We start from the raw sequence: 26,956 nt of genomic DNA, 5'->3' as shown, positions 1-26,956 counted from the left end.
ACCGCCTGGGTCTGGCTATCTCAGGCACGTTTGCTCGTACGCCGATTGTCCAATGCCTGAATTTGTCCTCACCCTCTAAGCGAAACGTTGTGATATCTGAACGGCTGGGCTGCTGCTCGAGGGGCGGCAAACTCGTTTGAACGAATGGGGAATTGTGCAGCACCGAGTCATTGCAGCCGACTCTACCGCCAGCCGCCGAAAACCTCATGCTTCACGGAATTGGTACCAGATAGCTATCAGATACGAAAACTGCGCCTTACGATCTCTATTCTTCGACGCCAACGAGATTCGGGGCGAGCGCGACGCCGTCCAGCGCGCGCGCGCGGTGCTGCAAGGCGAATTGGAAGCCGAGCGCCAGGCCCACGCGGCCGCGCGGGCGCGTCAGGAGGAGGGCGTGCGTCAGGTCGAGGCGCTCGAGCGGCAGTTGTTGGAGCTGCGTACCCAATTCTCGACGGACCTGGAGCGCACCCGCGAGCAGGTCGCCGTCGCGCAGGAGCGGGCCAGCGCCACCGAGCGCCGTGCGCTGCGCGAGATCGACCAGGAGCGCACACTGCGCCAGAAGGCCGAGCAGGCGGCGGTACAGGCGCGGGCGCAGGACGCCGCCGTGGCCAGTGCCGAGGCACGGGCAAGGCAGCACGCCGAGCGCGACACGCTCCTCCTGCAACTGGCGCAGGCGCAACAGGCGCTGGCGGATGGGCAGGCGGCGCAAGATGAGCTGCTGGCACAACTGGAAACGGCACTGCGGCGCGCCGAGCGGGCCGATGCGCAAGCCGCCGCGACGCGCCGCCTGGTATCGCCCAGGCGGCGGGCGCCGGTGACGCGCACCAAGTTCAAGCCCGGGCCGGTCTAAGGGAGCGCCCGAGGGCGAGGGTGGGATTTGTCCACCGCGCCGCGAGATAAGCCTGTGGACAAACCGCGCGGGGACGGCGGCCAAATAGGGCGCGGCCTTCCTTACGAGGAAATGTGGCTTTCCCGACTGCCGCCGTGCTCCCCCAAGGTGCCCTGGGATGTACCCAGTGCCCGCCACGTCAGCGCTCCATCGCGACAGACTCGCTTCGCCCTCTAACATGTGCTGCAAGATCTACATAGTGAGCGACGAAACCGTACAAATGCGGCCCAAACTCCACAAATTAGCGACATTGACTATAATCGACTATAGTTTGGTCTAATCGAACATATTCTAGGGGGCGCGCGGATGGAAGTCTTCAAACGAGAGGCACTAGCAACAGAGTTGGCCACCAAAATTCTAACGGTCTCACCGACTTCCGCGTCCAGTTCCGGCCTTTTTCTGGCGGCGCCAAGACGAACCGGCAAGTCGACCTTCTTAAGGGAGGATCTGCGGCCGGCGTTGGAGAACCTTGGTGCCCTTGTAGTCTATGCCGATCTGTGGGAAGACCGCCGAGCTGACCCAGGAGAGGTCATTGTCGGGGCCGTGCGGGCCGAGCTCGCGAGCCATGAAGGCGTCATTAAGCGACTCGCTCGCTCTGCCGGAATGGAGAAAATCGCGGTTGGCGGGATGTCGTTCTCCCTTGATCGGGTTGGCCTTGGCGAAGGGATTTCCCTGTCGGCGGCACTTGCCGCCCTATCGGATGATGCGGGCAAGCCCATTGTGCTGGTAATCGACGAAGCGCAGCAAGCGATTGTCAGTGAGAAGGGGAACGACGCCCTGTTCGCGTTAAAGGCCGCGCGGGATGAACTGAATAGCAGCAGACATAAGGGTCTGCGAATCGTCGCGACGGGATCCAATCGTGACAAGCTGGCCATGCTTCGCAATAGCCGAGACCAGGCGTTCTACGGAGCTCCCCTCGTCAACTTCCCGGCGCTGGACATGGCCTATGTCCAATGGTTCTGTGATCGACTTGACTTGGGAGCCAAACTTGACCCGGCAGAGGTGTTCGAGCTGTTCAAGCGAGCCGCTTTCCGCCCGGAACTGTTGGGTGCCGCGGCTGACGCGCTTCGGTTTGAATTCGGACTTCCGGCAGGAGACATCCCCGCGAGATTTGCGGCCGCGGTTGAAGAGCAGATCGCGGTCAGCAACACCGAACAGATGCGCGTGGTTCACAGTCTGACGCCGCTTCAATCCACAGTTCTTCGAGTCATGGCCGTTCGGGGGAGCAATTACGCGCCGTTCGAGGCAGCCACCATGGAGGCGTATGACGCCGTCTTGAAGGCGATTGACCCGGGCGCCGACGCGAGAGTCGATGTTTCGAATGCCCAGCAGGCGCTTTCTGCGCTCCAGGACAAAGCGCTTGTATGGCGGGCAGCGCGCGGCGTCTACGCGCTCGAGGAGACCGGATTGGCGAGTCTGATGCAGCAGGCGGGAATGCTGAAGCCAGTGCCGGCGACATAGGGGGCATGCCGGGATAAAGCCGGAAATGACACATAATGCTGGAAGTAATAAAGAAAAAGAACGCGATTTTTATGTGCGCGACGGGTCGGCCGCTCTAGCAGTACTGCTGAAGTACTCATCGCGCTAGCGATGAGTCTTCCCCCGCAAGGGCGGGGAGCGCTGTTTTTCACAATCCGGAAGCCGTACGTTACTGCATCGAGTTTTTCCGCGTTTTGGCGCCCATTTCCGGCCTCATTACCGCCATTACTGCAACTGCGGACGGATTTGTCCCAACGAGCGCATGCGCACGAGGTTGTAGGCCGCCATGCTTAGCACAAACATCTGATCGACTTTCTTCAGACCGCGCACCATCACCTGACGCATGCGCCCCACGGTCTTGACCCAGCCAAAGCCCTGTTCGATCAGCTTGCGCTTTTGTTGCGAAACGGCATAACCGGCGCTGCAGGCAATGGCATCAGGAACGGCCGAGCGCCGCCCCGAGGTGTTCTGTGCCACATGCGGCGTTACCTTCATCACCAGGCAAGCCTCAATAAACTCGTGCGCGTCATAGCTCTTGTCCGCACCCACGGTGACTTCCACATCGGGGTAATCGTACTTTTCGTGCAAAATCTGGCGGTTTCCCCGAAAGCCTTTGTCGACAACGCGTTCCGAAGAGCCCACACCTGTTGGCCGCTGCGAATGAGAGGAGGGCGTAACATAGCCGCCCGCGATTCGGATCGCGCCATCTCGATGGGGGCAAGATATGCCGGGCTTGGGATTTCGCTATGTGGGAAGTGACCGGTTGTCGATTCGTCTGTCGGAATTCGATGTGGAACGGTATTTCGCGCTGACCGACAGCGACGTCGCGGCGATAAATGTGCGCTTTCGGCACGATCGCGCGCCTGAGCGGCCATCCAACTGGTATTTCTGCGCGCAAGTGGGCATAGCCTCGGCCAGGTCAGTACGCTGCCGCGCCAGTTGCTCCACTACATCGGCCAGCGGCTCGGCTTACCGACGCCGACGATCGCATCGCTTCGGACCCTATATCGCCGGTACAAGACGCTCTACGACCACCTGATTTGGGCCTGCGGGTATTTGGGCTTGAAGTCAATCGGCCCGGACCAGTGGGCACCATTTCACCGCACAGCCAGGGTGTGAGCCGGCGCACTTTCGGGTATGCCAAGAAAGCCGGCGCGGCAGAGTCGGTGCTGTCGTTGGCCGTGCCCGATGAGCCTCTTAAGCAGCTCGGTACGGCTCGCTCTGGCTGCCACCATGCAAAGACTTTCACCATAGACCTCACTTTCAGCATCTGGTGAAAATGCGCGCTCCAGTGAAAATCTTGGGTATATTTCAAGAAATATGGTATTTTCAGCGGATGCTGAAAGAGGCTCATCCTATGAAAGAGGCAGAAGCCCGTGCCGGCGAGGCGTTGCGACGGCTGCTTGAGAAGATCCCGATCCTTCAGATCGAAGGCATCGAAGCCGCCGCCGTGTCCGGCGATTGGCGGCCCGACTTGATCGCCCGGTTGCTCGTGGACGGGCGGCAGCACCTGCTCATCTGCGGGTACAAGTCGAACGGCCAACCGCGGTACGCCCGTTCCGCGCTGCTCGAACTGCGTAACTACGTGGCGCAGCGAGCCCCGCAGGCGACGCCCGTCTTTATCGCACCCTACCTCTCACCTGCGGTGAGGCAATTGTGTGCGGAAAAGGGCGTCGGCTATCTCGACCTGGAGGGAAACGCCCGGATCGCCTTCGGCGGCGTGTTCATCGAACGCATGGTGGCAGACAAGCCCGCGGCCGAACAACGCGAACTAAAGTCGCTGTTCAGGCCGAAGTCGGCCCAGGTTCTACGCGCCATGCTGCGCGAGCCCGACCGTGCTTGGCGCGTCACCGAGTTGTCGGAAATCTCCCGAGTCAGCCTGGGGCACGTCAGCAATGTGCGCACCGGCTTGATTGATCGGGAATGGGCGAGCGCGTCGGACGATGGCCTCGTCCTCTCAGCACCCGACGCGCTGCTTGACGCATGGCGGGACAGCTACACCCCGCCGTCAGGCGAGCGGCTGCGGTTCTACACGCCGTTGCACGGCAGCGCGCTGGAAGGCGCGGCCCGCAATGCGTTGGGCACACAAGATGGCCAGGGTCATGCTGCCTTTGCCTCCTTTTCGGCCGCACAGTGGCTTGCGCCTTATGGGCGAACCGGCACCCACTACTTCTTCGCTGACGAAGATGGTCTGCGCAAGCTCCAAGCAGCACTGAAGCTCGCGACTGCCTCTAAGGGGGAGAACGTGGTCGTCACCGTCCCGAAGGACTTGGGCCTACTCGCTGACACGGTTGAACCTGCCCCGGGCGCGATTTGCACGAGCCCCGTCCAGACCTACCTTGATCTATCCATTGCGGGCGAACGCGGCGCGGAGGCCGCTGAGCACCTGCGCCTAGAAAGGCTCTCATGGCCCAAATGACACCCCAGGAACCACAGTCGGCCGCCGAATACGACGATCGGACGACCGCAGCCGTGAAGTCAGTGCTGATCGAGATCGGCCAGATCCTTGGCAGCTTCAAGGGCAAGTTCGCCATCATTGGCGGCGCAGTTCCTTGGCTGCTGCTCGCCAACGAGGATATGCCGCACGTTGGCACACTCGACGTGGACGTAGGACTGGACGCGGAAGCACTGGGCGATGGCGAGTACGCGACCTTGATCGGTGCTCTTCAAGGCCATGGATACGCGCAGCGCGAGGGGCTTCGGCGCTTCCAGTTGGTTCGCCAGGTTACGACGCGAGATGGTGGGGAAGCGATCGACATCGTGGTCGACTTCTTGATGCCGCGCGACGCGGAGATCGTCAAGAACGATCCTCCCTTGATTAGCGACTTCGCTGTGCAGCGGGCGGACGGCGCCGACTTGGCGATGCGGTTCTACCAGCTGGTCGCTGTGGCAGGGGCGATGCCCGACGGCGGAACCAACCGGGTGGAGATCGCGGTGTGCTCAATTCCCGCTCTTCTTGCCATGAAAGGTCACGCACTGGCGGGCCGCTACAAGCAGAAGGACGCCTACGACATCTACTACTGCGTGCGAAACTACCCCGGCGGTATCGAAGTGCTGGTACAGGAATGTCGCGTATTGCTGGGGCATGCCAGTGGCGAGCGCGGTTTCCGACACATCGCCGACAAGTTCGACACCTTCGAGGGTTACGGGCCCACCTGCGTGAGACGCTTCGTCGAAGACACGCACGCGCTAGGCGATCGGACGCCCGAACAATGGCAACAAGATGCGTTCGGGCAGATCGACGCGCTGCTGCGCGCCATGGCGCTGAGAGGTTGAGTCGCACGCCTATGGACTACGCGCGGCTTCGCAACCTGCTTGAGCCTCTCGTCACCGCGCTGAAGGATGCCGGCACCCACACATTGTTGCCGACGCTTTGCGAAGAATTGGGGCTGCCGGCGCTTGGCGCTGATGGTTCCAAGCGCGAGCGCATAGCCGCCAGCTTCGACGCTGTAGCGGACCCGGACCTGCCGGCAGTTGCACGCAAGCTGTTGGAACGCCGCCCACCCAACGCCACTACGCGCAACCAGATTCAGGACATCCTCTGGAGCGACCGTCTGTGGCCACCTATCCCGAAGCGATATCGCCGCGAGGTCGCGCGCAGGCTGAATAGCGAAGAGCTGTATGGGGATGCCCGCAGGTTCGACGAACTGCTGGAGCGGCTGTGGATCTTGGATGCCGATGACTGGATGCACCTGTTGGGCGGAGAGCCCACGGGATTGCGCGCTGAAATCCAGCAGCACGTCCATCGCAACCCGGAGGACTGGCCGGCTGAGGTGCTGTTCGACCAGTTGGGCGCATATGACGCCTCCGACCCGCGATTCGCGCTGTTTCTTGAGGGACTGGCTTCGGCCGACGTGCGCCCCGACGAGGCCGCGCAACGCCACTTCGTCGCCTGTGTCAACGAGCCGCTGCGCAGTTGCGGCGTCGAGCTACGCGAGACCGACTCTGAAGGCGGTTACCCGATCTTCTCCTTGGTCTCACTGCGCGCTGGGACCAAGGGCCAGCCGAAAAATCTCATCTTCGCCTCGCCCGACAAGCCCGACCTGCGCTTTCGCGACGCGCTGGACAATGACGTCGAGATCGTCACCAACGCGGACAAGGTGCTCGTCTACGACCGGCCCATCGGCAATGACGGGCTACGCTGGAACGATCTGCAGCAGTGGTGGGGCGAGGCAGAGCAGATCGCCGACGCCACGCAGGCCAAGCGCTCGCTGTACACGCGCCTCAAGTCCAGCCTGCCACGCAACTCCCCACCGCAAAACTTGCTGTTCGATGCCTTCTTCGAGGGGTTTCGCAGTGCTGTGCCTAACCTGCCGGCGCTGCTGCCCGAAGTCTGGTTGCATTGGGACCCACGGACGGTCAAGGAGCGAGGGCCAGATGCGCTCCTCAGGTTTCGCATGGACTTCCTGCTCCTGCTGCCGCATGGCGTGCGGGTCGTGATCGAGGTCGACGGCAAGCACCACTATGCAGACGCCACGGGCAGCGCCGACGTGCAGCGCTATGCACAGATGGTTAAGGCCGACCGCGAACTCAAGCTCGCCGGCTATGAAGTTTTTCGCTTCGGGGCAGCGGAACTGCGGCCGCCCACAGCGAAGGCCGACGTGAAAGCATTCTTCGAGGCCCTATTCAAGCGCTACGGCGTTCCAACGAGCTGACATCCAACTGGTATCTGCGTGCAAGCGGCCATACTCTCGGCTAGGCCGGCCCGGTGGCGACCGTGGTTTGTGATAGCCCGGCCGGGCGCTTCGGTGATCCGGCCGAGGTTGCTCACCTGGTCGCTGCCTCGTCAGCTGTTGCACTATGTCGGCCAGTGAATCGGCCTGACGTGGGCGACGATCCCTTTGCTCCGATCCCTCTATCGTTGTTACAAGACTCTCCGTACGCATGTACGAGGAGCTGCTACGGGACACCGGCGGCAACACAGTCGCCAAAGGCACTAGTCTTCGCGCGGAAGCAGCATTGAACATAGCGCCCGGGTCGCCGAAAATGGACTGACTCGACTGTTTGTCGGGTGCGAAATGTACCCACGGCCTGGCGAATCATCCGGCCGTCAGTTGCCCGTCGGCGAGCGGTGGGTTGGAACCGGTGCAAAGTCGAAATGGGCGGCAGCATACACGGCATTGCACGCCCATACTTCTACCCCGTCCTTACCCAGACTCAATTCGGTCTCAGTGGGCATTTCTTGCGGTAATGGTTGCCTTCGTACGAAAAACGGCGCTCGTCGCGTGAAGATCCGCTACCGTAGTGTCCTCCTGCTTCCAGTTGGAAATTGCGGAAGTGGCTGCTGAGTAAGCATGAAACCGCCTCAGTCCTTTTCAGACAACTCCACGCGTTCGATCTTACCCACGATCAGCCAGTAGCTCAGGATGGCCAGCAGTCCATGGGCACCGACATATACCAGCGCGCCATTGAAGGAGTGCGTGTCAGCCACGATGTAGCCGATTACGATCGGCGTGACGATGCCGGCGATATTGCCCACCGCGTTGAACACGCCTCCGGTGCTGCCCACGATGGTGGCGGGCGCGGTGTCGGCTACCACGGTCCAGCCCAGCGAGCCGAAGCCCTTGCCGAAGAACGCCAGGCTCATCAGCGCGATCACGACCCAGTCGGTGTCAACGTAGTTACAGGCGATCATGGTGGCGCTGAGCAACAGGCCGATGGTGATAGGCAACTTGCGCGCCATCGTCAGCGAGCCAGTGCGGCGCAGCAGCGCATCCGACACGAAGCCGGTGGACACGCCGCCGATAAATCCGAAGATGGCTGGCACAGCGGCAACGAAGCCAGCTTGCAGGATGGTAAAGCCGCGCCCGCTCACCAGATAGCTGGGAAACCACGAGACAAAGAACCAGGTGATGGCGCTGATGCAGTACTGTGCCAGGAAGATGCCCACCAGCATGCGGCTGCGGAACAGCTGGCCGAGCTGCGCCAGCGTCGGGCCCTTGCTGCCCTTGGCGCTCTTGCCGCCGAGATGCACCAGCGCGCCGCCTTGCTCGATATAGTCGATCTCCGCCTGCGTCACGCGCGGATGCGCGGCGGGTGCGTGATAGAAGCGATACCACGCCCATGCGAGCAGCAGCCCCAGCGCGCCCATCACCGAGAAGATGTGCTGCCAGCCAAAGCGGTGGTCGAGCCAGCCCATCAGCGGCGTGAACACCACCAGCGACAGGTACTGCGCACTATTGAAGATCGCGCCGGCCACGCCGCGCTCCGTGGATGGGAACCATGCGGCGATCACGCGCCCGGACGATGGGCCCACCGGCGACTCCATCGCCCCCAGCAGGAAGCGCAGCACCAGCAGCGCTATGAAGGCAAAGGCAAACCAATGCACCATACTCATCAGCAGCGTGGTGAGCGACCACAGCACCAGCCCCAGGCCGATGGCCTGCTTGGCACCGATCTTGTCCACCAGCCAGCCGGCTGGCACCTGGCTCAGCACATAAGCCCATGCAAACGAAGAAAACAACCAGCCCATCTGCACGGCGTCCAGCGCTAGGTCCTTGCTCATATGCGGGCCTGCGACCGATAGCGTGGCGCGGTCGCCGGTACTCAGCGCCAGCACGATGGTGATCAGGGCCAGCATCAGGTAGCGGTAGCGTCCGCTGGCAACGGAGGCGGCCGTCGGTTGTGCGGGGGTAGTGGGTGCAGCAGCGGACGCGGGCGCCGCCGGGGTCGTGGGGGCGGATGTCATGACGACTGACATGGCGGTCTCCAAACTTGTTTGATGGCAATGGCGCCGGGCTCTAAATGCCGGCGCGTCCCGCGGCGGGGTGGTGCCGGGGCGTATGGCCTGCATGCTAGAGAAGACCATCGGAAGAAGATAGCGGCAGCGGGTGGCAAGGGTGCCTTGTGTCCCATAACTTGGGAAATGTGGCGCAGATGTGCGGCATGGAGTAGCAAATCATCGCTGCGCGCGTGACCCGAGTCACGACGTGGTGGTCAAGGAGGAGTAGTGACCACGAAGGGCCGCGGCGGCTGCCAGGTCCGATGTGCCATAGCGGGCTTCCGTCGCAGCGGCACACGTGGACGGTGCAACGCGCGATATTTTCCATATGCTGGGACGGTGCGGAACGTTTGCCGGTCTTCCCCTCGTTCCGCGCTTGCCGACTCCCCTCGCTTGCAGAAGAATGAACACGTGTTCATTGGGGGTGGACGTACTGCTCCCCCGAGTCGAGCGACGTGGCGGCCAAGACGCCGCACCCCGTACAACAAACATCCAGCATTCCAGTATCCAGGAGACGCACCATGTACATCAGCGAACAGCTACTCAACCCTGACGAGCGCCGTCTGCGCCTTTCCACCCAACTCGGGGTAGAGAGCGTGGTGCTGGATAACCGCGGCACCGAGTTGGTGTCGGCCAGCGGCGGCGTCTGCGCGTGGGATACCGGCAAGCTCACCGCCTATCGCAAGTGGGTGGAGAGCTTCGGCCTCAAGCTCGATGTGTTCGCGCTGGACGTGGGCTCCATCCTGCTGGATTCGCTGGTGGACCTGGAAGGCGCGCGCAGGCAGCGCGACGTGCTGGCGCAGAATGTCCAGAAGGCGGCCGACGCTGGCATTACCTGTCTCAAGTACAACGTGCAGATGGTGGGCATCACCCGTACCGGGCTCAAGCCGGGGCGCGGCGGCGCGAAAAACTCCGGCTTTGCCTATGCCGAGTATTCGGCGGATGACGATCGCAAGCATTCCTACTGGGGCGTGGGCTATCCCACCAACCAGGATGAAGGCGATGCGGAAACCGCCATGCTGTGCGGGCAGAAGATGGCGCGCGATGTGCCTCCAGTAACCGAGAAGGCCGGCTGGGACGCCATCGAATTCCTGGTGGAAGGCCTGGTGCCCGCCGCCGACCTCGCCGGCGTGCGCTTGGCTTGCCATCCACACGACCCTGCGTACCCGGTGGGCGGCCTCAACGGCATCGAGCACGTGGTGGGCTCCGCCGATGGCATCCGCAAGTTCCTCGCCCTCAGCCCGAGTGCCAACCACGGCCTGAACTTCTGCCAGGGCACGGTGGCCGAGATGTTCAAGGAGCCGGGCCGCGCCATGATCCCAGTGATCGAGGAGTTCGCCGCGACCGGCCGCATCTTCATGGTCCACTTCCGCAATATCCGCGGCGGCTATCTCGACTTCCAGGAAGTCTTCCCGGATGAAGGCGACGTCGATATGTTCCAGGCCATCAATGCCTACCAGCGTGGTGGCTACAAGGGACCGCTGTGCCCGGACCACGTGCCGGTGTCGGATCTCGACGAGAACCGCGAGCGCTTCATGTCCTTCGCGCTGGGCTACACGCGGGGGCTGTTGCAGGCGGCCGGCGTGTGGTCCACGCCGGTGCGCGGTTAAGCATAGCGGCGGCCAGACATGACAGACGCACAGCAGACAACCCGCAAGACGCCCCAAGATTTGCGCTCGCACCGCTGGTTCGGCAAGGAGTCCATGCGCACCTTCAACCACCGCTCGCGCATGGCGCAGATCGGCTTTGGCGCGAAGGAATATGGCGGCAAGCCGGTTATCGCCATCCTTAACACATGGAGCGAGATCAATCCCTGCCACACGCATTTCAAGGCGCGCGCGGAAGAGGTCAAGCGTGGCATCTGGCAGGCTGGCGGCTTTCCACTGGAAATGCCGGCTATGTCGCTTGCCGAGCCATTCCAGAAGCCCAGCGCGCTGCTGTACCGCAACCTGCTGGCGATGGAAACCGAAGAGCTGCTGCGCCCTTATCCTGTTGACGGCGTGGTGCTGATGGGCGGCTGCGACAAGACCACGCCTGGCCTGATCATGGGCGCGACGTCGATGAACCTGCCAGCCATCTTCATGCCGGCCGGGCCAATGCTGCGTGGCAATGCGAGCGGCAAGACGCTGGGATCGGGTTCGGACATGTTCAAGAACTGGGCCGAGCTGCGCGCGGGCACCATTACGCATGACGACTGGGAGGAGGTACTGGGCGGAATTGCCCGCTTCGCTGGCCACTGCATGACGATGGGCACCGCCTCCACCATGACCAGCGCCGCTGAGGCCATGGGCTTGACGCTACCGGGCGCGGCCTCCATTCCCGCGCCAGACTCGCGCCACGCGCTGATGGCAGTACAAACCGGGCAGCGCGTAGTGGAGATGGTGTGGGAAGACCTGACGCCATCCAGGTTGCTCAGCGCCCAGGCGTTCGACAATGCCGTGGTATGCGTGCTCGCATTGGGCGGCTCGACCAATGCGCTGGTGCACCTGGTGGCCATGGCGCGGCGTGCCGGCGTGGCACTGGATCTCCAGCGCTTCGATGAACTGGCCGCGAACACGCCGCTGATCGCCAACCTGCGGCCGGCGGGCAAGTACCTGATGGAGGACTTCTTTTACGCGGGCGGCTTGCGCGCGCTGCTGGAGCGGCTGCGCCCGCTGTTGCAGGTCGATGCGCTCACCGTTAACGGCCGCACCCTTGGCGACAATATCGCCGGCGCTCCGGTGCGTGACGACGATGTGATCCTGCCCGTGGAACGCGCGCTGGTCAGCCGCGGCAGCCTCGCCGTGCTACGCGGCAACCTCACCCCCAACGGCGCTGTCATCAAGCCTGCCGCCGCCGAGCCGCACCTGCACCGGCATACGGGCCGCGCGGTGGTGTTCGACAGCTACGAGGCGCTCAACGCGGGCATCGATGCGCCCGATCTCGATATCGACGCCAATAGCGTACTGGTGCTGCGCAATGCCGGGCCGCTGGGCGGGCCGGGCATGCCGGAGTGGGGCCAATTGCCGATTCCGAAGAAACTGCTGCAGCAGGGCGTGCGCGACATGGTGCGCATCAGCGATGCGCGCATGAGCGGCACCAGCTTCGGCGCTTGCGTACTCCACGTGGCCCCGGAATCCTTCGTGGGTGGCCCGCTGGCGCTGGTGCAGACGGGCGACCTGATCGAGCTCGATATCCCCGCACGCAAACTGGAACTGCTGGTCGACGACGCCGAACTGCAACGTCGCCGCACCGCATGGACGCCACCGCCGCCGCGGTACCAGCGCGGCTATGGCGCGATCTTCGCTCAGCAGGTGACGCAGGCAGATGAGGGATGCGATTTTGCGCTGTTGCGGGGCACTGAAGCGACGAGGGAGCCGGACATTTTTTGAGGCCTGTCGGTCTTGTTTGCAGGCATGCCAATGATCGGGGTCAAATCGCGGGATTGTTCCTGGCAAGCGCCAATTGTACGCGGCGATCGCAATGCACGGGGGACTGAGACACGCTCGCCGTTCTCCTTAGGCACTCTCCCTCGGCACGAGGCGAAAGCCGATGTCGATCACCCGTTGCGCCCGCTTTCCCGGCCGCGCCAGCCCCTGCAGCCTGCGCAGCAGCACCTCGCCAGCCTGGCGTCCGAGTTCGCGCGGCTGTACCTGCACAGTGGTCAGGGTCGGGTAACTTGCCGCGGCCATGGCCAGGTCCGAGAAGCCCACCACGGCAACGCGGCCGGGCACCTGCCAACCGCGTTGCCGGCATGCCAGCAGCGCGCCCACGCCGAGGATATCGTTGCTGCAGAAGACAGCCTGGATTTGCGGGGCACGCTCCAGCAACCGCGTGAATGCCTGCGCGCCGGCATCGATCGTGGAGGGCGGCGGCAGCAGCTCCACTTCGGCTGGTGCCATACCAAGTTCGGCCAGCTGCGCTTGCAAGCCATCCAATCGCTTTCGCGCACGGAGTTCGTCGGCACCGATAAAGCCGATGCGCCTGTGCCCGCGCTCGCGCAGATATTGCGCCACCGCTGCGCCCACGCCGGCATTGGAGAACCCCACCGCCATATCGATGGGATCGTCGGTCAGGTCCCACGTTTCCACCACCGGCAGGCCGAGGCGGCGCAGCTTGTCGCGCACGCTCTTTTCATGGCTCACGCCGGTGAGCACGATCGCATCCACGCGCCGGCCGAGGAAGGCGTCGACCAGACCGGCCTCTTCACGCGGGTGGTAGCTCGACTGCGCAAGCATGAGTTGGTAGCCTTGCGGCGCCAGCGCGGCAGCCAGGCCGTCCATCGTGTCCGCGAACCAGGCATTTGACAGCGTGGGAACAATGGCACCGACAATGCGCGAGCGCGTGGACGCCAGGCTGCCAGCGGTGAGGTCCGGCACATAGCCGAGCCGCCGGATAGTGGCCTGCACCAGTTCGCGCGTTGCCTGCGCCACCGTCTCTGGGTGGTTGATCACGCGGGATACGGTCACGCTAGCGACGCCGGCCGCGCGGGCCACATCCAGCATGCGCACCGGGCCTTTGCGCGCCTGCGCTGGCATGTCGGCGGTCTTGGTCGTTTTCATGGCTACCTGCAGTTCGCTGTGTTCAGGTTCATTCCTCGATCATCATTGCCGGCATCAGCTAGTGGCGCGAGCGACCACACTGAAGCCGAGATCGATAATCCGGTCCCCGACCTTGCCTGCGGCCTCCGCCGCGCCAAGCCGGGCCAGCAGCATTTCTCCGGCACGCCTGCCCATCTCGCGAGATTGCACCCTGACACTGCTCAGCGCGGGCACGCTGGCCGCGGCGATGGCCAGATCGGAAAAACCCACTACCGCCATCCGCCCGGGCACCGGCCAGCCCAGCTCGCGGCAAGCCTGCAGCGCCCCCACGCCGAGGGTATCGTTGCTGCAGTACACCGCCTGCAACCGCGGGTGTTGCCGCACCAGTCCGGCCAGCGCGCGCGCGCCGTCCGCGATGGAGGAGGGCGGCTCCACCGTGTGCACCGCCACGTCCGGCAGGCCGCGTGCCGCGATGGCCTCGCGGTATCCTGCAAGGCGTTTCAGAGCGCGATCCTCTTCCGCGCCGATAAAGCCGAGGCGGCGGTACCCGCGCGCCAGCAGGTGATCGGCCACTGCGGCACCCGCCGCGCGGTTGGAAAAGCCGGCTACCATATCGATGGGGTCGTCGGTGAGGTCCCAAGTCTCTACCACCGGAATGCCACAGCGGCGCAGCTTGGCACGCACGGCAGGCGCATGGCTGACGCCCGTGAGCACTACCGCGTCCACCTGGCGACCTATAAAGGCGTCGATCAGGATTTCTTCCTGACTTTGCCGGTAGCGCGTCTGGCCCAGCAGCAACTGGTAGCTGCCGCTCTCCAGCACTTCACCCAGCCCATCCATGGTTTCCGCAAACCAGGCATTGGAAAGCGTTGGCACGATGGCGCCGACGATGTGCGAACGCCTCGTCGCCAGGCTGCCGGCGTTCAGGTTAGGCACATAGCCCAGTTGCGCAATGGCCTGTTGCACGGCGGCCAACGTGGCTGGCGAGACCAGGTGGGGATGGCTGATCGCTCGCGAAACCGTTACGCGCGACACCCCCGCCATGCGCGCTACGTCCACCATGCGGCCACTTCCCGGTGTGCTGCTGCCGGCGCTATCCGGCGGGTTCGGGTGGTCTGTATGCATTGGCTCGGTGTTGGTATTGCCGGTGTCAGGCGGGCTCACCTGCGGCCCGGCTTGCCTGCTGGTTTTCCCCGATTTGCTGCGCGCGGGTCACTTATGCCGGCGGCTACCTGCAGCTTTGTCCCAGATCATGGGAATGCACGGGGCGGGCGCTGAGCGACTGGCTTGTATTGTCGACGACGATCCCGAAAAATGGAAGCGCATCCATAAGGGCGCACGGCGACTGATTCCTCCGTTGGAAAAACGCCGGCACCGGGCCTCACCGAGACACCATGAATCAGCCTCTACCCCATCTCATCATCCGCCTGGCCGAGTCCGACAATGTCGTACTGGCACGCGCCGGGATTGCTGCCGGCACCGACATTGGCGACGTCCTCGCGGCGCAGGACATCCCCGCCGGCCACAAGCTCGCCGCACGGGCCATTCGGAAGGGCGAAGCGGTGATCAAGGGCGGATTCGCCATCGGACTTGCCTCCGAAAACCTGCCGGCGGGCACCTGGGTGCATTCGCACAACCTCATTGCCGACGACACCGCCACCGCGCAGCGTGATGCGAGCGCACCCGCAGCTTCGTCGCCGTCGGTCGCCGCCGCTGGTCGGCGCGCCACCTTCCAGGGCTTCGTAAGGGCCGACGGCCGCGTAGCCACGCGCAATTACATCGGCGTGTTCGTGGTGGGGAATTGTGGCGCCACCGCCGCACGCAAGGTGGCTGACTGGTTCACCGAGTCGCGCCTGGCGGCATATCCCAACGTCGATGGCGTCGTGCCCTTCGTGCATGAGATCGGCTGCGGCATGGAGATGACCGGCGAGCCGATGGATCTGCTACGCCGCACGTTGTCCGGCACCATCCGCAACCCCAACATTGCCGGCGCACTGGTGATCGCGTTGGGTTGCGAGCGCAACAATATCTACGGCTTCCTGGAGCAGGAGAAACTTGCCGTGGGGACCGCGCTCAAGACGCTCGTGATGCAGGAAATCGGCGGCACCGCAAACACCATCGAGGCGGGCATCGCCATCATCAAGGACATGCTGCCGGCGGCCAACGCCTGCTCGCGCCAGCCGGTATCCGCGGAACACCTGGTGGTGGGCCTGCAATCGGCAGGCGCCGATGGCTTTTCCGCGGTATCGGCCAACCCGGCGCTGGGTGCTGCAGTGGATCTGCTGGTGGCGCAGGGAGGAACCGCGATCCTGTCGGAAACCGTGGACCTGGTGAGCCTGGGGCATCGCTTCATTGCGCGCGCCGCCACCCCGGAGGTCGCGGGCGAACTCGCGCAATGCGTCGGCTGGTGGGAGCAGTACCACGCGGGACGCGATACCCAACTGAACCGTCGCCAGCGAGCCGACGGTGGCGCCAGCGGCCTTAGCAACGCATTGGAGAAGGCCGCCAGCGGCGTGCAGCGTGCGGGCAGTTCACCGGTGACGGCGGTCTATGTGTACGCCAATCCCGTCACCGCGCGCGGCCTGGTGTTCATGGACGCGCCCAGCTACGAGGCGGTATCCGCCACAGGCCAGATCGCAGGCGGCGCCAACCTGATCTGCCTGTCCACCGGCACAGGATCGGGTTTTGGCGCGTTGCCGGCGCCGACCATCAAGCTGGCCTCCAATACACAGACCTTCCAGCGCATGGAGGATGACCTCGATATCGATTGCGGCCAGGTGCTGGATGGCGAGACCACCGTAGCGGAAATGGGCCAACACATCTTCGCGCAGATGCTGCGCCATGCGTCCGGCGAGAAGACTTGCAGCGAAGCGCTGGGCGTGGGCGAGAACGAGTTCGTGCCCTGGCCCATAGGCGTGCTGGCTTAAGCCGGATCGCCGGACCGCAAAGGACAATGCCATGACAACAACGATGAATTCCAACACGCACGGCGTAGCGCGCAATCCCTTTATCCGCCTCGACCTGCAAGACAATGTGGTGGTGGCGCGCATGGAAGTGCCGGCAGGCACCACCGTGCCCAGCGAGGGCCTTGTGACGCTACAGCTCGTGCCTTCCGGCCACAAGGTCGCGGCCCGCTTTATCGCCAAGGGCGAACCGGTGCTCAAGTACAACACGGTGATCGGTTTCGCGGCCGAGGATTTGCCGCCCGGCACCTGGATGCACAGCCACAATATCGCCTTCGGCGACCTGGTGAAGGACTACCGTCACGGCCAGGACTACAAGCCGACGAATTACGTGCCGCCCGAACAGCGTGCCCGGTTCATGGGCATCGTGCGCACCGACGGACGCGTGGCCACGCGCAACTACATCGGCGTGTTCCTGGTGGGCCATAGCGGCGCCACCGTGGCGCGCAAGATCGCCAACGCGTTTGGCGAGGAGCGCACGGTTGACTTTCCGAATGTCGATGGCGTGGTGCCCTATGTGCACGAGCAGGGCAGCGGAATGGAGATGAGCGGCGAGCCGATGGACCTGCTGCGCCGCACCCTCGGCGGCTATATCCGCCATCCCAATACGGCCGGCGCGCTGGTCGTCGCGCTCGGACACGAGCACAACGTGCTGCCGGCCTTCCTGGCCGACCAGGGCCTGCAGCCCGGCCCCATGCTGAAGACGCTGGTAATCGAAGAGGCCGGCGGCACGCGCAAAGCGATCGCGGCCGGCATCGCGCTGGTGGAGCAGATGCTGGCCACGGCCAATGCCGTGAAGCGCGAGCCGGTGTCGGCCGAGCACATCACGGTTGGCCTGCAATGTGGCGGCTCCGATGGATTCTCCGGCTTGTCGGCCAACCCTGCGCTGGGCGCGGCGATGGAGATCCTGGTGCGCCACGGTGGCACCGCGATCCTGTCCGAGACTTCAGAGATCTTTGGCGTGGAGCAGACCCTGACCGCCCGCGCGGTCACGCCGGAAGTCGGCCAGAAACTGGTCGACCGGATCAACTGGTGGCTTGAGTACAACAAGGGCCGCGACACGCAGATCAATGGCCGCGTCAGCCCCGGCAACAACGCCGGCGGCCTGGCCAATGTGCTGGAAAAAAGCCTGGGGGGTGCCAAAAAGGGCGGCAACGCGCCCTTGATGGAAGTCTACAAGTACGCTGAGCCGGTTACGCAGCACGGTTTGGTATTCATGGACACGCCGGGCTATGACCCGGTCTCCGCCACCGGGCAGATCGCCGGCGGCGCCAATCTGATCTGCTTCACCACCGGACGCGGCTCCTGCTTCGGCTCGGTGCCGGCGCCCACCATCAAGCTGGCCAGCAACACGCCAATGTACCGGCGCATGGTCAAGGACATGGACATCAACTGCGGGGTGGTGATCGACGGCGAGGCCACCATCGAGCAGATGGGCCAGCAGATCTTCGCGCGGATCCTGCGCCACGCCTCCGGCGAGAAGACCTGCAGCGAAGCGCTCGGTGTGGGGCTGAACGAGTTCGTGCCTTGGCCGATCGGGGTGGTCGATTGAATCTCTGATCCCTTGCTTCGCACCTTTTACTAGCCTTTCACAAAAAAATACAGGAGACAGCATATGATCCACCGCAGCAAACGAACCTTTCTCGCCGGCTGTGCATTGGCGCTCGCCGGCATCGTATCGGGCGCCGCCTTCGCCCAGGGAGATGCATGGCCCAGCAAGCCGGTGCGCGTGATCGTGCCATTCCCCGCCGGCGGCACCAGCGACATCATGGGCCGCCTGATCGCCGAGCAGTTGGGCAAGGCGCTCAAGCAGCCCTTTATCGTCGAGAACAAAGGCGGCGCGGGCGGCACCATCGGCGCTGAACAAGCGGCCAAGGCGCCGGCGGATGGCTACACGTTGCTGCTGTCCGGTATCGGCAGCAATGCCATCGCGCACGGCATGACGCCCAAGCCCAACTATGATTCCAGTCGCGACTTCCTTCAGATCTCACAACTGATTGCCGGTCCCAATGTGCTGGTGGTCAATCCGGCGTTTCCGGCAAAGACCTTCAAGGAGTTCGTCGACTACGTCAAGGCGCATCCAGGCAAGGTCAACTACGGCGTGACCAACGCCTCGTCCGGCCACCTGGCGATGGAACTGCTCAAGCAAACCGCGGGCCTGAACATGGTCGGCATTCCTTACCGCGGCGGTGGCCCGGCGCTAACGGATGTGCTGGCCAATCAGATCCCCTCCATGTTCGTGAACCAGGACGCCGTGCTGCCTTATGTGAAGGCCGGCAAGCTGCGTGCGCTGGCAGTGACTAGCGCGCAGCGCAACGCCTTGTTCCCGGATGTGCCGACAGTGGCGGAATCCGGCTATCCGGGCTTCTCTGCCGTATCGTGGGTTGGGCTGTCGGCACCAAGAGGCACGCCCAAGCCCATCGTCGACAAACTTGAGGCAGAGATGATAAAGGCGTTTCGCCAGCCGGACGTGCGCGCCAAGCTGGAAGCCAACGGCTTTGTGGTGGTGGCATCCAGCTCCCAGGAATACTCGCGCTTCCTGCAGTCCGAGACAGAGCGTTGGAGCAAGGTTATCAAGGAGGCGGGCATCAAGCCGGAATAAGGGCACGCGCTGCCCTCTGCGCCGATGCAGGCCGCGGGCAACATACAGACTTCGAGCAAACAAGGACGATTCATGAGCAATACCGCAACATCCAACACCTCCCTAGCCTCGCCACAAGCCGCTGCCACGCTGCAGCCCACGGCGCACGCGGCCGGAGACCGCATCGAATGGGTCAAGGTGTCGCTAGTCTACCTCCCGCTGGCCGCGCCGATCAGCGATGCCAAGGTGTTGACCGGCCGCCAGCGCCCCTTGACCGAGATTGCCTTTATCTTTGCCGAGATCCGCACCCGGGACGGACATGAGGGCATCGGCTTCGGCTACTCCAAGCGCGCCGGCGGCCCCGGCATGTACGCGCACGCCAAGGAAATCGCGCCGGAGCTGATCGGCGAAGACCCCAACGATATCGCCCGCATCTGGAACAAGCTGCTATGGGCCGGGGCATCGATGGGCCGCAGCGGGCTGACCACGCAGGCGATTGCCCCGTTCGATATCGCGCTGTGGGACCTGAAGGCCAAGCGTGCCGGGTTGCCGCTGGCCAAGCTACTGGGTGCCCATCGCGACTCGGTGCGCTGCTATAACACCTCGGGCGGCTACCTGTCGATGCCGTTGGACCAGGTGCTCAAAAACATCGAGAAGTCGCGCGCCAACGGCATCGGTGGCATCAAGATCAAGGTCGGCCAGCCCGACACCGCCACCGACCTCAAGCGCGTCAAGGCGGTGCGCGAACTGCTGGGCGACGACTTCCCCTTCATGGTGGACGCCAACCAGCAATGGGACCGCACCACCGCGCAGCGCTTCGGCCGCGTGCTGGAGCAGTTCAACCTGGTGTGGATCGAGGAGCCGCTGGACGCCTATGACATCGAAGGCCACGCCGCGCTCGCCACCTCGTTGGATACTCCGATCGCCACCGGCGAGATGCTGACCAGTTTTGGCGAGCACGCGCAGCTCATCACCGCGCATGCCAGCGATTTCGTGCAACCCGACGCGCCGCGCGTTGGGGGTATCACGCCCTTCCTGCAGATCATGAGCCTGGCGGACTTCAAGGGCCTGAAGCTGGCGCCGCACTTCGCCATGGAGATCCACCTGCACCTGGCTGCCGCCTATCCGCAGGAGCCGTGGCTGGAACATTTCGAATGGCTGGAGCCAATGTTCAACGAACGGCTAGAGCTGCGCGATGGCAGGATGATTGTGCCCAGCCGGCCGGGTCTTGGGTTTAGCTTGAGCGACCAGGCGCTGGCGTGGACGGCGGACAAGGTGGAGTTTGGGGCGAGGCCCTAGGCAGTCGTAAGCGATAGCGCACTAAGCCATATGTAACCGGCGCGCTTCAGGGCGCGCCGGTTACGTTTGACGCCCGCTTCGCGTCACGCCGCGCCAGCGCCACGCGTATTGACGTACAGCGCGTAAATGGAATGGCTGCTCGCCATGAACAGCCGGTTGTTCTCCAGGCCGCCGAAGCACAGGTTGGCACAGCGCTCTGGCAGGCGGACATGGCCAATGGGCTTGCCCTTGGCGTTGAACACCATCACGCCGTCCAGCGGTGCCGGGTCCACGCCGGGCGCGCCGCCGCTGCCCCAGCCCGCCCAGATGTTGCCGTCCTCGTCGCACTTGATGCCGTCCAGCGCGCCGGGGCCGTTGGCGTCGATATGTTTGGTGCGGTTCGTCAGGCGTCCATCGAGCCCGACGCTGTACGCCCACACCAGCCGGTTGGGCTGGGCACGGCCTTCGATCACATAGAGCGTTTTCTCGTCCGGCGAGAAGCACAGGCCGTTCGGCCCGGCCAGGTCGTTGATGACCTGGGTGAGCTTGCCGGTCTCGCCATCGATGCGATACACCGCGTGCGGCAGCTCTGGCTTGCCGATGCGGCCTTCGTAGTTGTTGCTGAGCTGGAAGGGCGGATCGGTGAACCAGATGGAGCCATCGGACTTGCAGACGATGTCGTTCGGCGAGTTGAAGGACTTGCCCGCGAAGTTGTCGGCCAGCGTGACCACTTTGCCACTGTGCTCGGTACGGCTGATGCGCCGCGTGATGGCGCCTTCGCAGGTGATCAGCCGGCCCTGGCGGTCGCGCGTGTTGCCGTTGGGATAGTTGGCGGGCGCGCGGAAAGTCGTGAGCTGGCCGCTGGCCTCATCCCAGCGCATGATGCGGTTGGACGCCACGTCGCTGACAAGCAGGTAGCCGCCGTCGCCAATCCACACCGGGCCCTCGGCCCAGCGCAGTCCAGTGGCGAGCTGTTCCACGCTGGCGTTGAACAGGCGGTACTTCGCGAAGGACGGATCGAGGATGACGACGTTGGGGTCAGGGTAGCGCAGCGATGGTGTCCACTGTGCTGCGGCATCACCGGCGACGGCGCTGGCCGCCAGTGCGAGGCTGCCCCTCAGGAAGCCACGACGCTGCGGCGAAGCGGCTTGCTGCAGCGGAAGTTGATGCTCCTCAGGTTGGTGCGAATCGGCTTGTGTCTCCATGCCCGGGCTCCTTTGTCTTGATCTTGCGGGAATCAACACAATAGGAAGCTTTGCGCGCGCTGGCGATGCTCGCGAGGCGGGGATCGTCAGCGCACTCCCAGCAAATGGGACGGTCGTGCCCATTGCGCGGGAAAACCCCGCCGCCTCAAACCGTGTAGTCCACCGCTGCCCACTCAAAGTAAGGCTTCAGATCCGCCACCAGCGCCTGGTGCAAGGGATGGAACAGATAAGCATCCAGCGCCTCTTTGTCATCCACCTCGGACTCCAGCACATAGTCCCAGCAGATCGCACGATCCAGCTCGTTGGCGGCAAAGCGCCAGCTCCGTATGGCCGGGATCAGCGCGCCGAGGGCCGCCATGCGCGCGGCGAGTGCGGCTTCCAGCGTGGCGTCCTTGGGCACCTCCGGTTTGCGCCGGAACAACACGATATGCCGCATTCTTGTCTTCAGCATGGCACCCCCTCGCGCGCAATCAGCCAGGCTGGTGCATCTTGCAGCGCCACCGGACGCAGGAAGCGATCGAGCGCGGCGTAGCCCACCGAGGTGGAGAACGGTTGCGTCGATGAGGGGAAGGGGCCACCGTGGTGTTGCGCGGCGGTCACGGCCACGCCGGTGGGCACGCCCGCAAACAGCACGCGCCCAGCCACCTGGGTGGCCGCGCGCACGAGTTCCAGCGTGGCGGCGTCCGGCGCTTCGCTGCCGGCATGCACGCCCCACAGCGTTACGGTGAGCGAGCCGCCTACGGCGCGCAGCACTTGCTGCGCCTGCTCGGGCGAATCGATCCGCACCACCAGCGCGGCGGCGCCGAAGACTTCTTCGTGCAGGCTGTGGTCGGCGATAAAGTCCGCGGCGTCGACCTCGGCGAGGTAGGGGCGCGGCAGGCCGCCCGAGTCCGCTCGCGCCACTTCGCCGAGCAGCGGCTTGAGCTGGTCGGACGCACGCCAGCGCGCCACGCCCTGGTCAAACGCGGCGCGAATGCCGGCACTGAGCATGGCATGCGGCGCGAGCGCGTGTAGGGCTTCGGCCAGCGCGCCGACGAAGGCGTCGCCGGCCGCGTCCTTGCCGACCACGATCACGCCGGGGCTGGTGCAGAACTGGCCGCTGCCCAGGCAGATTGAACTGGCCAGGTTTTGCGCCAGCGCGGCACCGCTGCCGCTCAGCGCGGCCGGCAATACCACCAGCGGATTGACTGAGCCGAGTTCCCCGTAGAAGGGTATCGGATGCGGGCGCTCGGCCGCCACCTTGGCCAGCGCGGTGCCGCCCTTGAACGAGCCGGTGAAGGCCACGGCTGCGATTGCCTGCGCTTGCACCAGGCGTACGCCGGTCTCGATGGCAGCGCCTTCGACACAGCCGAAGATGCCGGCTGGCAGGCCTTGCCCGGCCACCACGCGTTGCGCCAGCGCGGCGGTCTTGCGCGACAGTTCCGGATGCGCCGGATGCGCCTTCACTACCACCGGGCAGCCGGCCGCCAGCGCAGCGGCCGTGTCGCCACCGAGCACCGAGAACGCAAACGGAAAATTGCTTGCGGAGAACATCGCCACCGGGCCCACGGGCACGCGCACGCGCGTCAGGCGTGGACGCCCGGCGGGTGGCGCGCCGGCTACAGCGGGATCGTCAAGGCTGGCGTGCGCGTCGCCGCGCTCCAGCACATCGGCAAAGCCGCGCAGCTGGAATGCGGTGCGGTCCAGTTCGCCATTCAGGCGCGGCAGGCCGAGCGCGCTCTCGCGGTCGGCCAGTGGCACCAGGGTTTCGCGATCCGCTTCGAGCGCGGCGGCCAGCGCGCGCAGCAGGGCGGCGCGTTGCGCGGCGGGGCTCGCGCCCCATTGGCCGGCCACGGCAGCAGCGGCGGCGACGGTGGCGTCGATCTGCGCCGGCGTGGAGGCCGGCCAGCTTGCGCCGGTGGGCTGGCCACTGCGCGCGTCGATCGATTGCAGCAGGGAGGACATGGTCATACGCTCTTCAAGTGATAGCCGCGGCCCGCGTAGTCGAACGCCACTAGTTCGTTGATGGGCGTTGCCTTGTCGGCGGGCGAGGCGTAGTAGGCACGGATTTCGGCGATCTTGCCGGTCTGCGGATCAAAGTCGTACCACTCGGCGCCGCGCAGCGCGGTGCCGCTCTTGTTCTTCCAGTGCGTCCATTCGATCATCGCCTCCGGGCTGTCATGACTGACGATGAGGCGCTCGATGGTCCATTGCGAGCCGAGCGTTTCCACGCACCAGATCCACTTTTTGGCGATGGTGTCGGCGGTGCGCCAGGGTACTTCGGGCAGGCCGGCAGGGAAGTAGTGCACGGCGTCGGGCGTGAAGCAGTCCACCAGCGCGTCGTAGTCGGCCGCGTTGCAGGCGTCGAAGTAGCGGCGGATCAGCGCAGCGTGTTGTTCGGGAGTGAATTTGGCGGTCATCTTGGTCTTGTGTCCAGTTGGGCGGATTCAGCGGCTGCCGGCGGGCTTGGCGGCCGGAATCGGCGGGCGGCCGGCGACGACCCATTCGCGATGCTGCGCGCGCGTGGCTTCGCTAGGCGGGTACAGGCCCCACAGCGCTTCGCCGGCCTGCACGCGCAATGCCAGGTAGGATTCGATGTCGTCGCGCTTCTCGCACAGGTTGGCCATTTCCTCGGCCAGGTGAGCGGGGATCACGGTGATGTTGTCGCCGTCGCCGTGGATCACATCGCCTGGATAGATCGCCACGCCGGCGCAGCCGATCGGCACTTGCAGGTCCGCCACATGGTGATAGGACAGCCGCGTGGTGGCGGTCACACCCGTGCTCCATACCGGAAAATCCATCTGGCTCAGCTCCGTTCCGTCGCGGAAGCTGCCGTCGGTGATGACCGCGCGGGCGCCGCGCATCATCATCCGCGTGATCAGCATATTGCCCATCGACGCGGCGCGGCCGTCGCGGTTGCTGTCGATCACCAGCACATGGCCCGGCTCGATCTGCTCCACGCCCACCCATTGCAGGTTGTCGGCAGAAGGCTCGGTGGTGAGGTTGCCGTAGACGTCGATGTCCTCGCGCGCCGGGATGAAGCGCATGGTGTACGCGCGCCCGGCAAATGGCTTGACCTTGGGGTTAAGCGGTGTCAGCCCGTGCAATACGGGCTGGCGGAAGCCTTTGATGTAGAGCTGCGTGGTCAGCGAGCCACTGGTCACCTTGGCCAGTCGGTCGAGTACCGAATCCGGCACGTGCGGCGCGGGTGCGCGCTGGGGGATGGTGGCAAGGGGCGGGGGAGGCGCGAAGGTGGGGTTGGTGCTCATGATGCGTGCTGTCCAGGTTGCAAATGGTCGGGGCGGCCATCGTCCCAATCAGTGGGACAAATCTGCCTGCGTGTCAGCTGTGCTGGCTGATTGCATGGTATTGAACTTCACCGCAACTTAAAATGCTTCGCAGTGGGGCGGCCCCGCTAGACTGCTCCATTTTTTCCATATATTGAGACAAGCCACCATGTCAGTTAATCCCGGTGACGGTACCGGCGCAATTGAGAAGGCCATCGACGTGCTCGAAGCCGTGGGTGCCAACCCCGGCGGCATCAGCCAGTCCGACCTGACGGCGCAACTCGCGCTGCCGCGAACCACGGTGTACCGCCTGCTGGCCACGCTGGTGGCCCGCGGTATGCTGCGGCGCGATCCACTGCGCAAGGTGTACCGGCTGGGCTTTCGCTGCTTCGAGATGGCGCGACAGGCCTATACCATGCCGGACCTGGTGGCCGCCGCCTCGCATGAGATGCGCGGCCTGCGCGACCTGACCGGCGAGACCTGCTACCTCGCCACGCTGGACGGGCTGGAGGTGATCTCGCTGGAACGCTGTGACGGCGCGCACAGCGAGCGCTCCGCGGCGGTACTGGGCCAGCGCAAGCCGGTTCACTGCACGAGCCAGGGCAAAGCCATCCTTTCGGCCATGGCGGGCCCGGCGCGCGACGCCATCGTGCGCGAACTCACGCTTAAGGCACTCACGCCGCTCACTATTACAGACCGGCGCCGCCTCAACGCGGAACTCAATATCACCGCCGCGCGCGGCTACGCCATCGACGATGAGGAGATTGTGCTGGGCGTGCGCTGCGTGGGTGCGCCCATCGTCGATCCGGAGGGCGTGGTCCGTGGCGCCATCAGCGTGGCCGGCCCGGCCTACCGGTTGACACGCGCGCGGCTGGAGCTGCTCGGTCCCGAGGTGGCGCAGGCCGCCCGCCGCATCGGCGCGCAACTCGAAGGCTTGCGCCTGCCCGCCGGCGATGCTTCGGTAACGGCGGTGCCTGGGCCGTGGGCATTCCAAGGCGCGCATCCGCTGTGGTGCCCGCAGCGTCAGCGGCTGTACTGGGCTGACGTGCTGGCGCCGTCGGTGCGCGTGCTCGACACCACACAGAACCCTGTGCGCGACGAGCAGTTGGTGCGCCTGGAGGTACCGGTGACCGGGCTGCTGCTGCTTGGCGACGAAGTATGGGCCATGCATGAGGGCGGCGCGGAGGCCATCGCGGCGGACGGCAGCCGGCGCCCGCTGGAAGGCTGGATCCGCGCGCCGTTGCAGGCTTTCTGCGAGGGGGGCGAGGGCAGCGGCGAAGGCGGGCAGACCAACGCGGTGTGGGCTGCGACGGAGTCCGCCGAGGGTGGCTCCGCGGTGGGTCTACTGCGAGCCGATGGCAGCCTCGATGCGCACTGGCATATTGGCGAAGCGGTGCAGGCACTGTGCTGGAGCGCGGCGGACGAAACCCTCTATGCCACCACGCCGGCCTCCGGCGCCATCCTGATGCTGCAGCCTGGCTCAACGGCGGTGCGTCGCCTGGCCAGCATGCCGCCCGGGGCGGGCAAGCTGAGCGGGCTCGCGCTGGACAGCAATGGCGGCATCTGGACGGCGCTATGCGAAGGCTGGAGCGTGGTGCGCTTCACGCGCGACGGCACGCTCGAACGCGTGGTCGGCATGCCAGTGCCGTGCCCCAGCGACGTTGCCATCGGTGGCGCGAACATGGATACGCTCTACATCACCACCTCCCGACAGCAGGTGTCGCTGGAAACGCTGGCCAAGGCGCCACAGTCCGGATGCTTGTTCGAAGTAAAGGTTTAAAGCCGGACAGTTTGGAGTTCCGTATTCTTCCTGTTCTTCCCATCCTTGGCGATATCCGGGCCGATTCACTTGCGCGATTTTCTATGCGAGCTCGCGGAGTCCGGCGTGCGGATACTGCTCGAACTGGGCCTTGGCCGCATGTTGTCCAGGCTCTGTACGGACGCCCGGCCCTTGGCCAGCACGCGCTCTGTCGCTGATCTCCGCTCGACCCATGCTCATTGGCTGCGTCGCAAATTAGAAGAGGAGGCCCCCGCAGCGATGCGTCTGCTTGGGT

Annotated in this window: 20 protein-coding genes and 2 pseudogenes; 13 read left to right on the top strand and 9 right to left on the bottom strand. The window is 64.7% G+C overall.

Annotated features, from left to right (window positions below):
- Window positions 1–394: 394 nt before the first annotated feature.
- A complete protein-coding gene (locus AC1RQC_RS34345) occupies window positions 395–850 on the top strand; it encodes a hypothetical protein (RefSeq protein ID WP_492885968.1) in 456 nt (151 codons plus the stop codon).
- Window positions 851–1,195: 345 nt separating this feature from the next.
- Complete coding sequence (locus AC1RQC_RS34340) at window positions 1,196–2,350, top strand: ATP-binding protein (protein ID WP_492885966.1); 1,155 nt, start codon at window positions 1,196–1,198, stop codon at window positions 2,348–2,350.
- Between the two features lie 243 nt (window positions 2,351–2,593).
- Here the strand turns inward: AC1RQC_RS34340 and AC1RQC_RS34335 are convergent.
- A pseudogene (locus AC1RQC_RS34335) lies at window positions 2,594–2,932 on the bottom strand (transposase); the annotation flags it as partial.
- Between the two features lie 160 nt (window positions 2,933–3,092).
- Here AC1RQC_RS34335 and AC1RQC_RS34330 point away from each other — a divergent pair.
- The 4 genes and pseudogenes from AC1RQC_RS34330 to AC1RQC_RS34315 all read left to right on the top strand — a co-directional run.
- A pseudogene (locus tag AC1RQC_RS34330) lies at window positions 3,093–3,457 on the top strand (DUF4158 domain-containing protein); the annotation flags it as partial.
- Window positions 3,458–3,704: 247 nt separating this feature from the next.
- The gene (locus AC1RQC_RS34325; protein ID WP_492809507.1) at window positions 3,705–4,787 is read left to right on the top strand and encodes a hypothetical protein; all 1,083 of its coding nucleotides are present in this window, start codon (window positions 3,705–3,707) and stop codon (window positions 4,785–4,787) included.
- Window positions 4,775–5,644 (top strand): hypothetical protein, encoded by an 870-nt coding sequence (locus AC1RQC_RS34320; protein ID WP_492885964.1) that lies wholly within the window; start codon window positions 4,775–4,777, stop codon window positions 5,642–5,644. Before AC1RQC_RS34325 ends, AC1RQC_RS34320 begins: the two co-directional genes overlap by 13 nt.
- 11 nt (window positions 5,645–5,655) lie before the next feature.
- Window positions 5,656–7,023 (top strand): AbiJ-related protein, encoded by a 1,368-nt coding sequence (locus AC1RQC_RS34315; protein ID WP_492885962.1) that lies wholly within the window; start codon window positions 5,656–5,658, stop codon window positions 7,021–7,023.
- A 650-nt stretch (window positions 7,024–7,673) separates the two neighbouring features.
- Here AC1RQC_RS34315 and AC1RQC_RS34310 read toward each other — a convergent pair.
- The gene (locus AC1RQC_RS34310) at window positions 7,674–9,068 is read right to left on the bottom strand and encodes an MFS transporter (RefSeq protein ID WP_301542479.1); all 1,395 of its coding nucleotides are present in this window, start codon (window positions 9,066–9,068) and stop codon (window positions 7,674–7,676) included.
- 542 nt (window positions 9,069–9,610) lie between these two features.
- Here AC1RQC_RS34310 and AC1RQC_RS34305 point away from each other — a divergent pair.
- Window positions 9,611–10,699 carry a mannonate dehydratase gene (locus AC1RQC_RS34305; protein ID WP_492809503.1) on the top strand — a complete coding sequence of 363 codons (1,089 nt, stop codon included), beginning with the start codon at window positions 9,611–9,613 and terminating at the stop codon, window positions 10,697–10,699.
- 18 nt (window positions 10,700–10,717) lie between these two features.
- Window positions 10,718–12,460, top strand: a complete 1,743-nt coding sequence (araD, locus tag AC1RQC_RS34300) for an L-arabinonate dehydratase (protein WP_492885960.1) — start codon at window positions 10,718–10,720, stop codon at window positions 12,458–12,460.
- A 126-nt stretch (window positions 12,461–12,586) separates the two neighbouring features.
- On the opposite strand, the gene AC1RQC_RS34295 is transcribed toward araD, so the two are convergent.
- On the bottom strand, window positions 12,587–13,630 hold the full coding sequence (locus AC1RQC_RS34295; protein ID WP_492885958.1) for a LacI family DNA-binding transcriptional regulator: 1,044 nt from the start codon (window positions 13,628–13,630) through the stop codon (window positions 12,587–12,589).
- A 54-nt stretch (window positions 13,631–13,684) separates the two neighbouring features.
- Window positions 13,685–14,734, bottom strand: coding sequence for a LacI family DNA-binding transcriptional regulator (locus tag AC1RQC_RS34290; protein WP_492885956.1), 1,050 nt, complete (start codon window positions 14,732–14,734; stop codon window positions 13,685–13,687).
- A 269-nt stretch (window positions 14,735–15,003) separates the two neighbouring features.
- Here AC1RQC_RS34290 and AC1RQC_RS34285 point away from each other — a divergent pair, with 269 nt between their 5' ends.
- The 4 genes from AC1RQC_RS34285 to AC1RQC_RS34270 all read left to right on the top strand — a co-directional run bounded on the left by AC1RQC_RS34285 (window position 15,004) and on the right by AC1RQC_RS34270 (window position 20,452).
- Window positions 15,004–16,536 (top strand): UxaA family hydrolase, encoded by a 1,533-nt coding sequence (locus AC1RQC_RS34285; RefSeq protein ID WP_492885954.1) that lies wholly within the window; start codon window positions 15,004–15,006, stop codon window positions 16,534–16,536.
- Window positions 16,537–16,579: 43 nt separating this feature from the next.
- Window positions 16,580–18,124, top strand: coding sequence for a UxaA family hydrolase (locus AC1RQC_RS34280; protein WP_492885974.1), 1,545 nt, complete (start codon window positions 16,580–16,582; stop codon window positions 18,122–18,124).
- Between the two features lie 63 nt (window positions 18,125–18,187).
- Window positions 18,188–19,174 (top strand): Bug family tripartite tricarboxylate transporter substrate binding protein, encoded by a 987-nt coding sequence (locus AC1RQC_RS34275; protein ID WP_492809497.1) that lies wholly within the window; start codon window positions 18,188–18,190, stop codon window positions 19,172–19,174.
- Window positions 19,175–19,246: 72 nt separating this feature from the next.
- Window positions 19,247–20,452, top strand: a complete 1,206-nt coding sequence (locus AC1RQC_RS34270) for an L-talarate/galactarate dehydratase (protein WP_492809496.1) — start codon at window positions 19,247–19,249, stop codon at window positions 20,450–20,452.
- A gap of 83 nt (window positions 20,453–20,535) precedes the next feature.
- On the opposite strand, the gene AC1RQC_RS34265 is transcribed toward AC1RQC_RS34270, so the two are convergent.
- The 5 genes from AC1RQC_RS34265 to AC1RQC_RS34245 form a co-directional block, all read right to left on the bottom strand.
- Entirely contained in the window at window positions 20,536–21,636 is a 1,101-nt protein-coding gene (locus tag AC1RQC_RS34265) for an SMP-30/gluconolactonase/LRE family protein (protein ID WP_492809495.1), read from the bottom strand.
- A gap of 145 nt (window positions 21,637–21,781) precedes the next feature.
- On the bottom strand, window positions 21,782–22,087 hold the full coding sequence (locus AC1RQC_RS34260; protein ID WP_492809494.1) for a Dabb family protein: 306 nt from the start codon (window positions 22,085–22,087) through the stop codon (window positions 21,782–21,784).
- Window positions 22,081–23,586 (bottom strand): aldehyde dehydrogenase (NADP(+)), encoded by a 1,506-nt coding sequence (locus tag AC1RQC_RS34255; protein WP_492809493.1) that lies wholly within the window; start codon window positions 23,584–23,586, stop codon window positions 22,081–22,083. The genes AC1RQC_RS34260 and AC1RQC_RS34255 overlap by 7 nt, the downstream gene beginning before the upstream one ends.
- Window positions 23,583–24,035: a nuclear transport factor 2 family protein gene (locus AC1RQC_RS34250; RefSeq protein WP_045242059.1), complete on the bottom strand. Its 453-nt coding sequence runs from the start codon at window positions 24,033–24,035 to the stop codon at window positions 23,583–23,585. Before AC1RQC_RS34250 ends, AC1RQC_RS34255 begins: the two co-directional genes overlap by 4 nt.
- Before the next feature lie 27 nt (window positions 24,036–24,062).
- Window positions 24,063–24,884, bottom strand: coding sequence for an RraA family protein (locus tag AC1RQC_RS34245; RefSeq protein WP_253927711.1), 822 nt, complete (start codon window positions 24,882–24,884; stop codon window positions 24,063–24,065).
- A 187-nt stretch (window positions 24,885–25,071) separates the two neighbouring features.
- Between AC1RQC_RS34245 and AC1RQC_RS34240 the strand changes: the two genes are divergently transcribed.
- The gene (locus tag AC1RQC_RS34240) at window positions 25,072–26,682 is read left to right on the top strand and encodes an IclR family transcriptional regulator domain-containing protein (protein WP_492809492.1); all 1,611 of its coding nucleotides are present in this window, start codon (window positions 25,072–25,074) and stop codon (window positions 26,680–26,682) included.
- The last annotated feature ends 274 nt before the right edge of the window (window positions 26,683–26,956 follow it).

It is taken from the genome of Cupriavidus sp. GW822-FHT03E04 (assembly GCF_058801495.1).
This window is presented reverse-complemented; position numbering and strand designations above follow the sequence as displayed.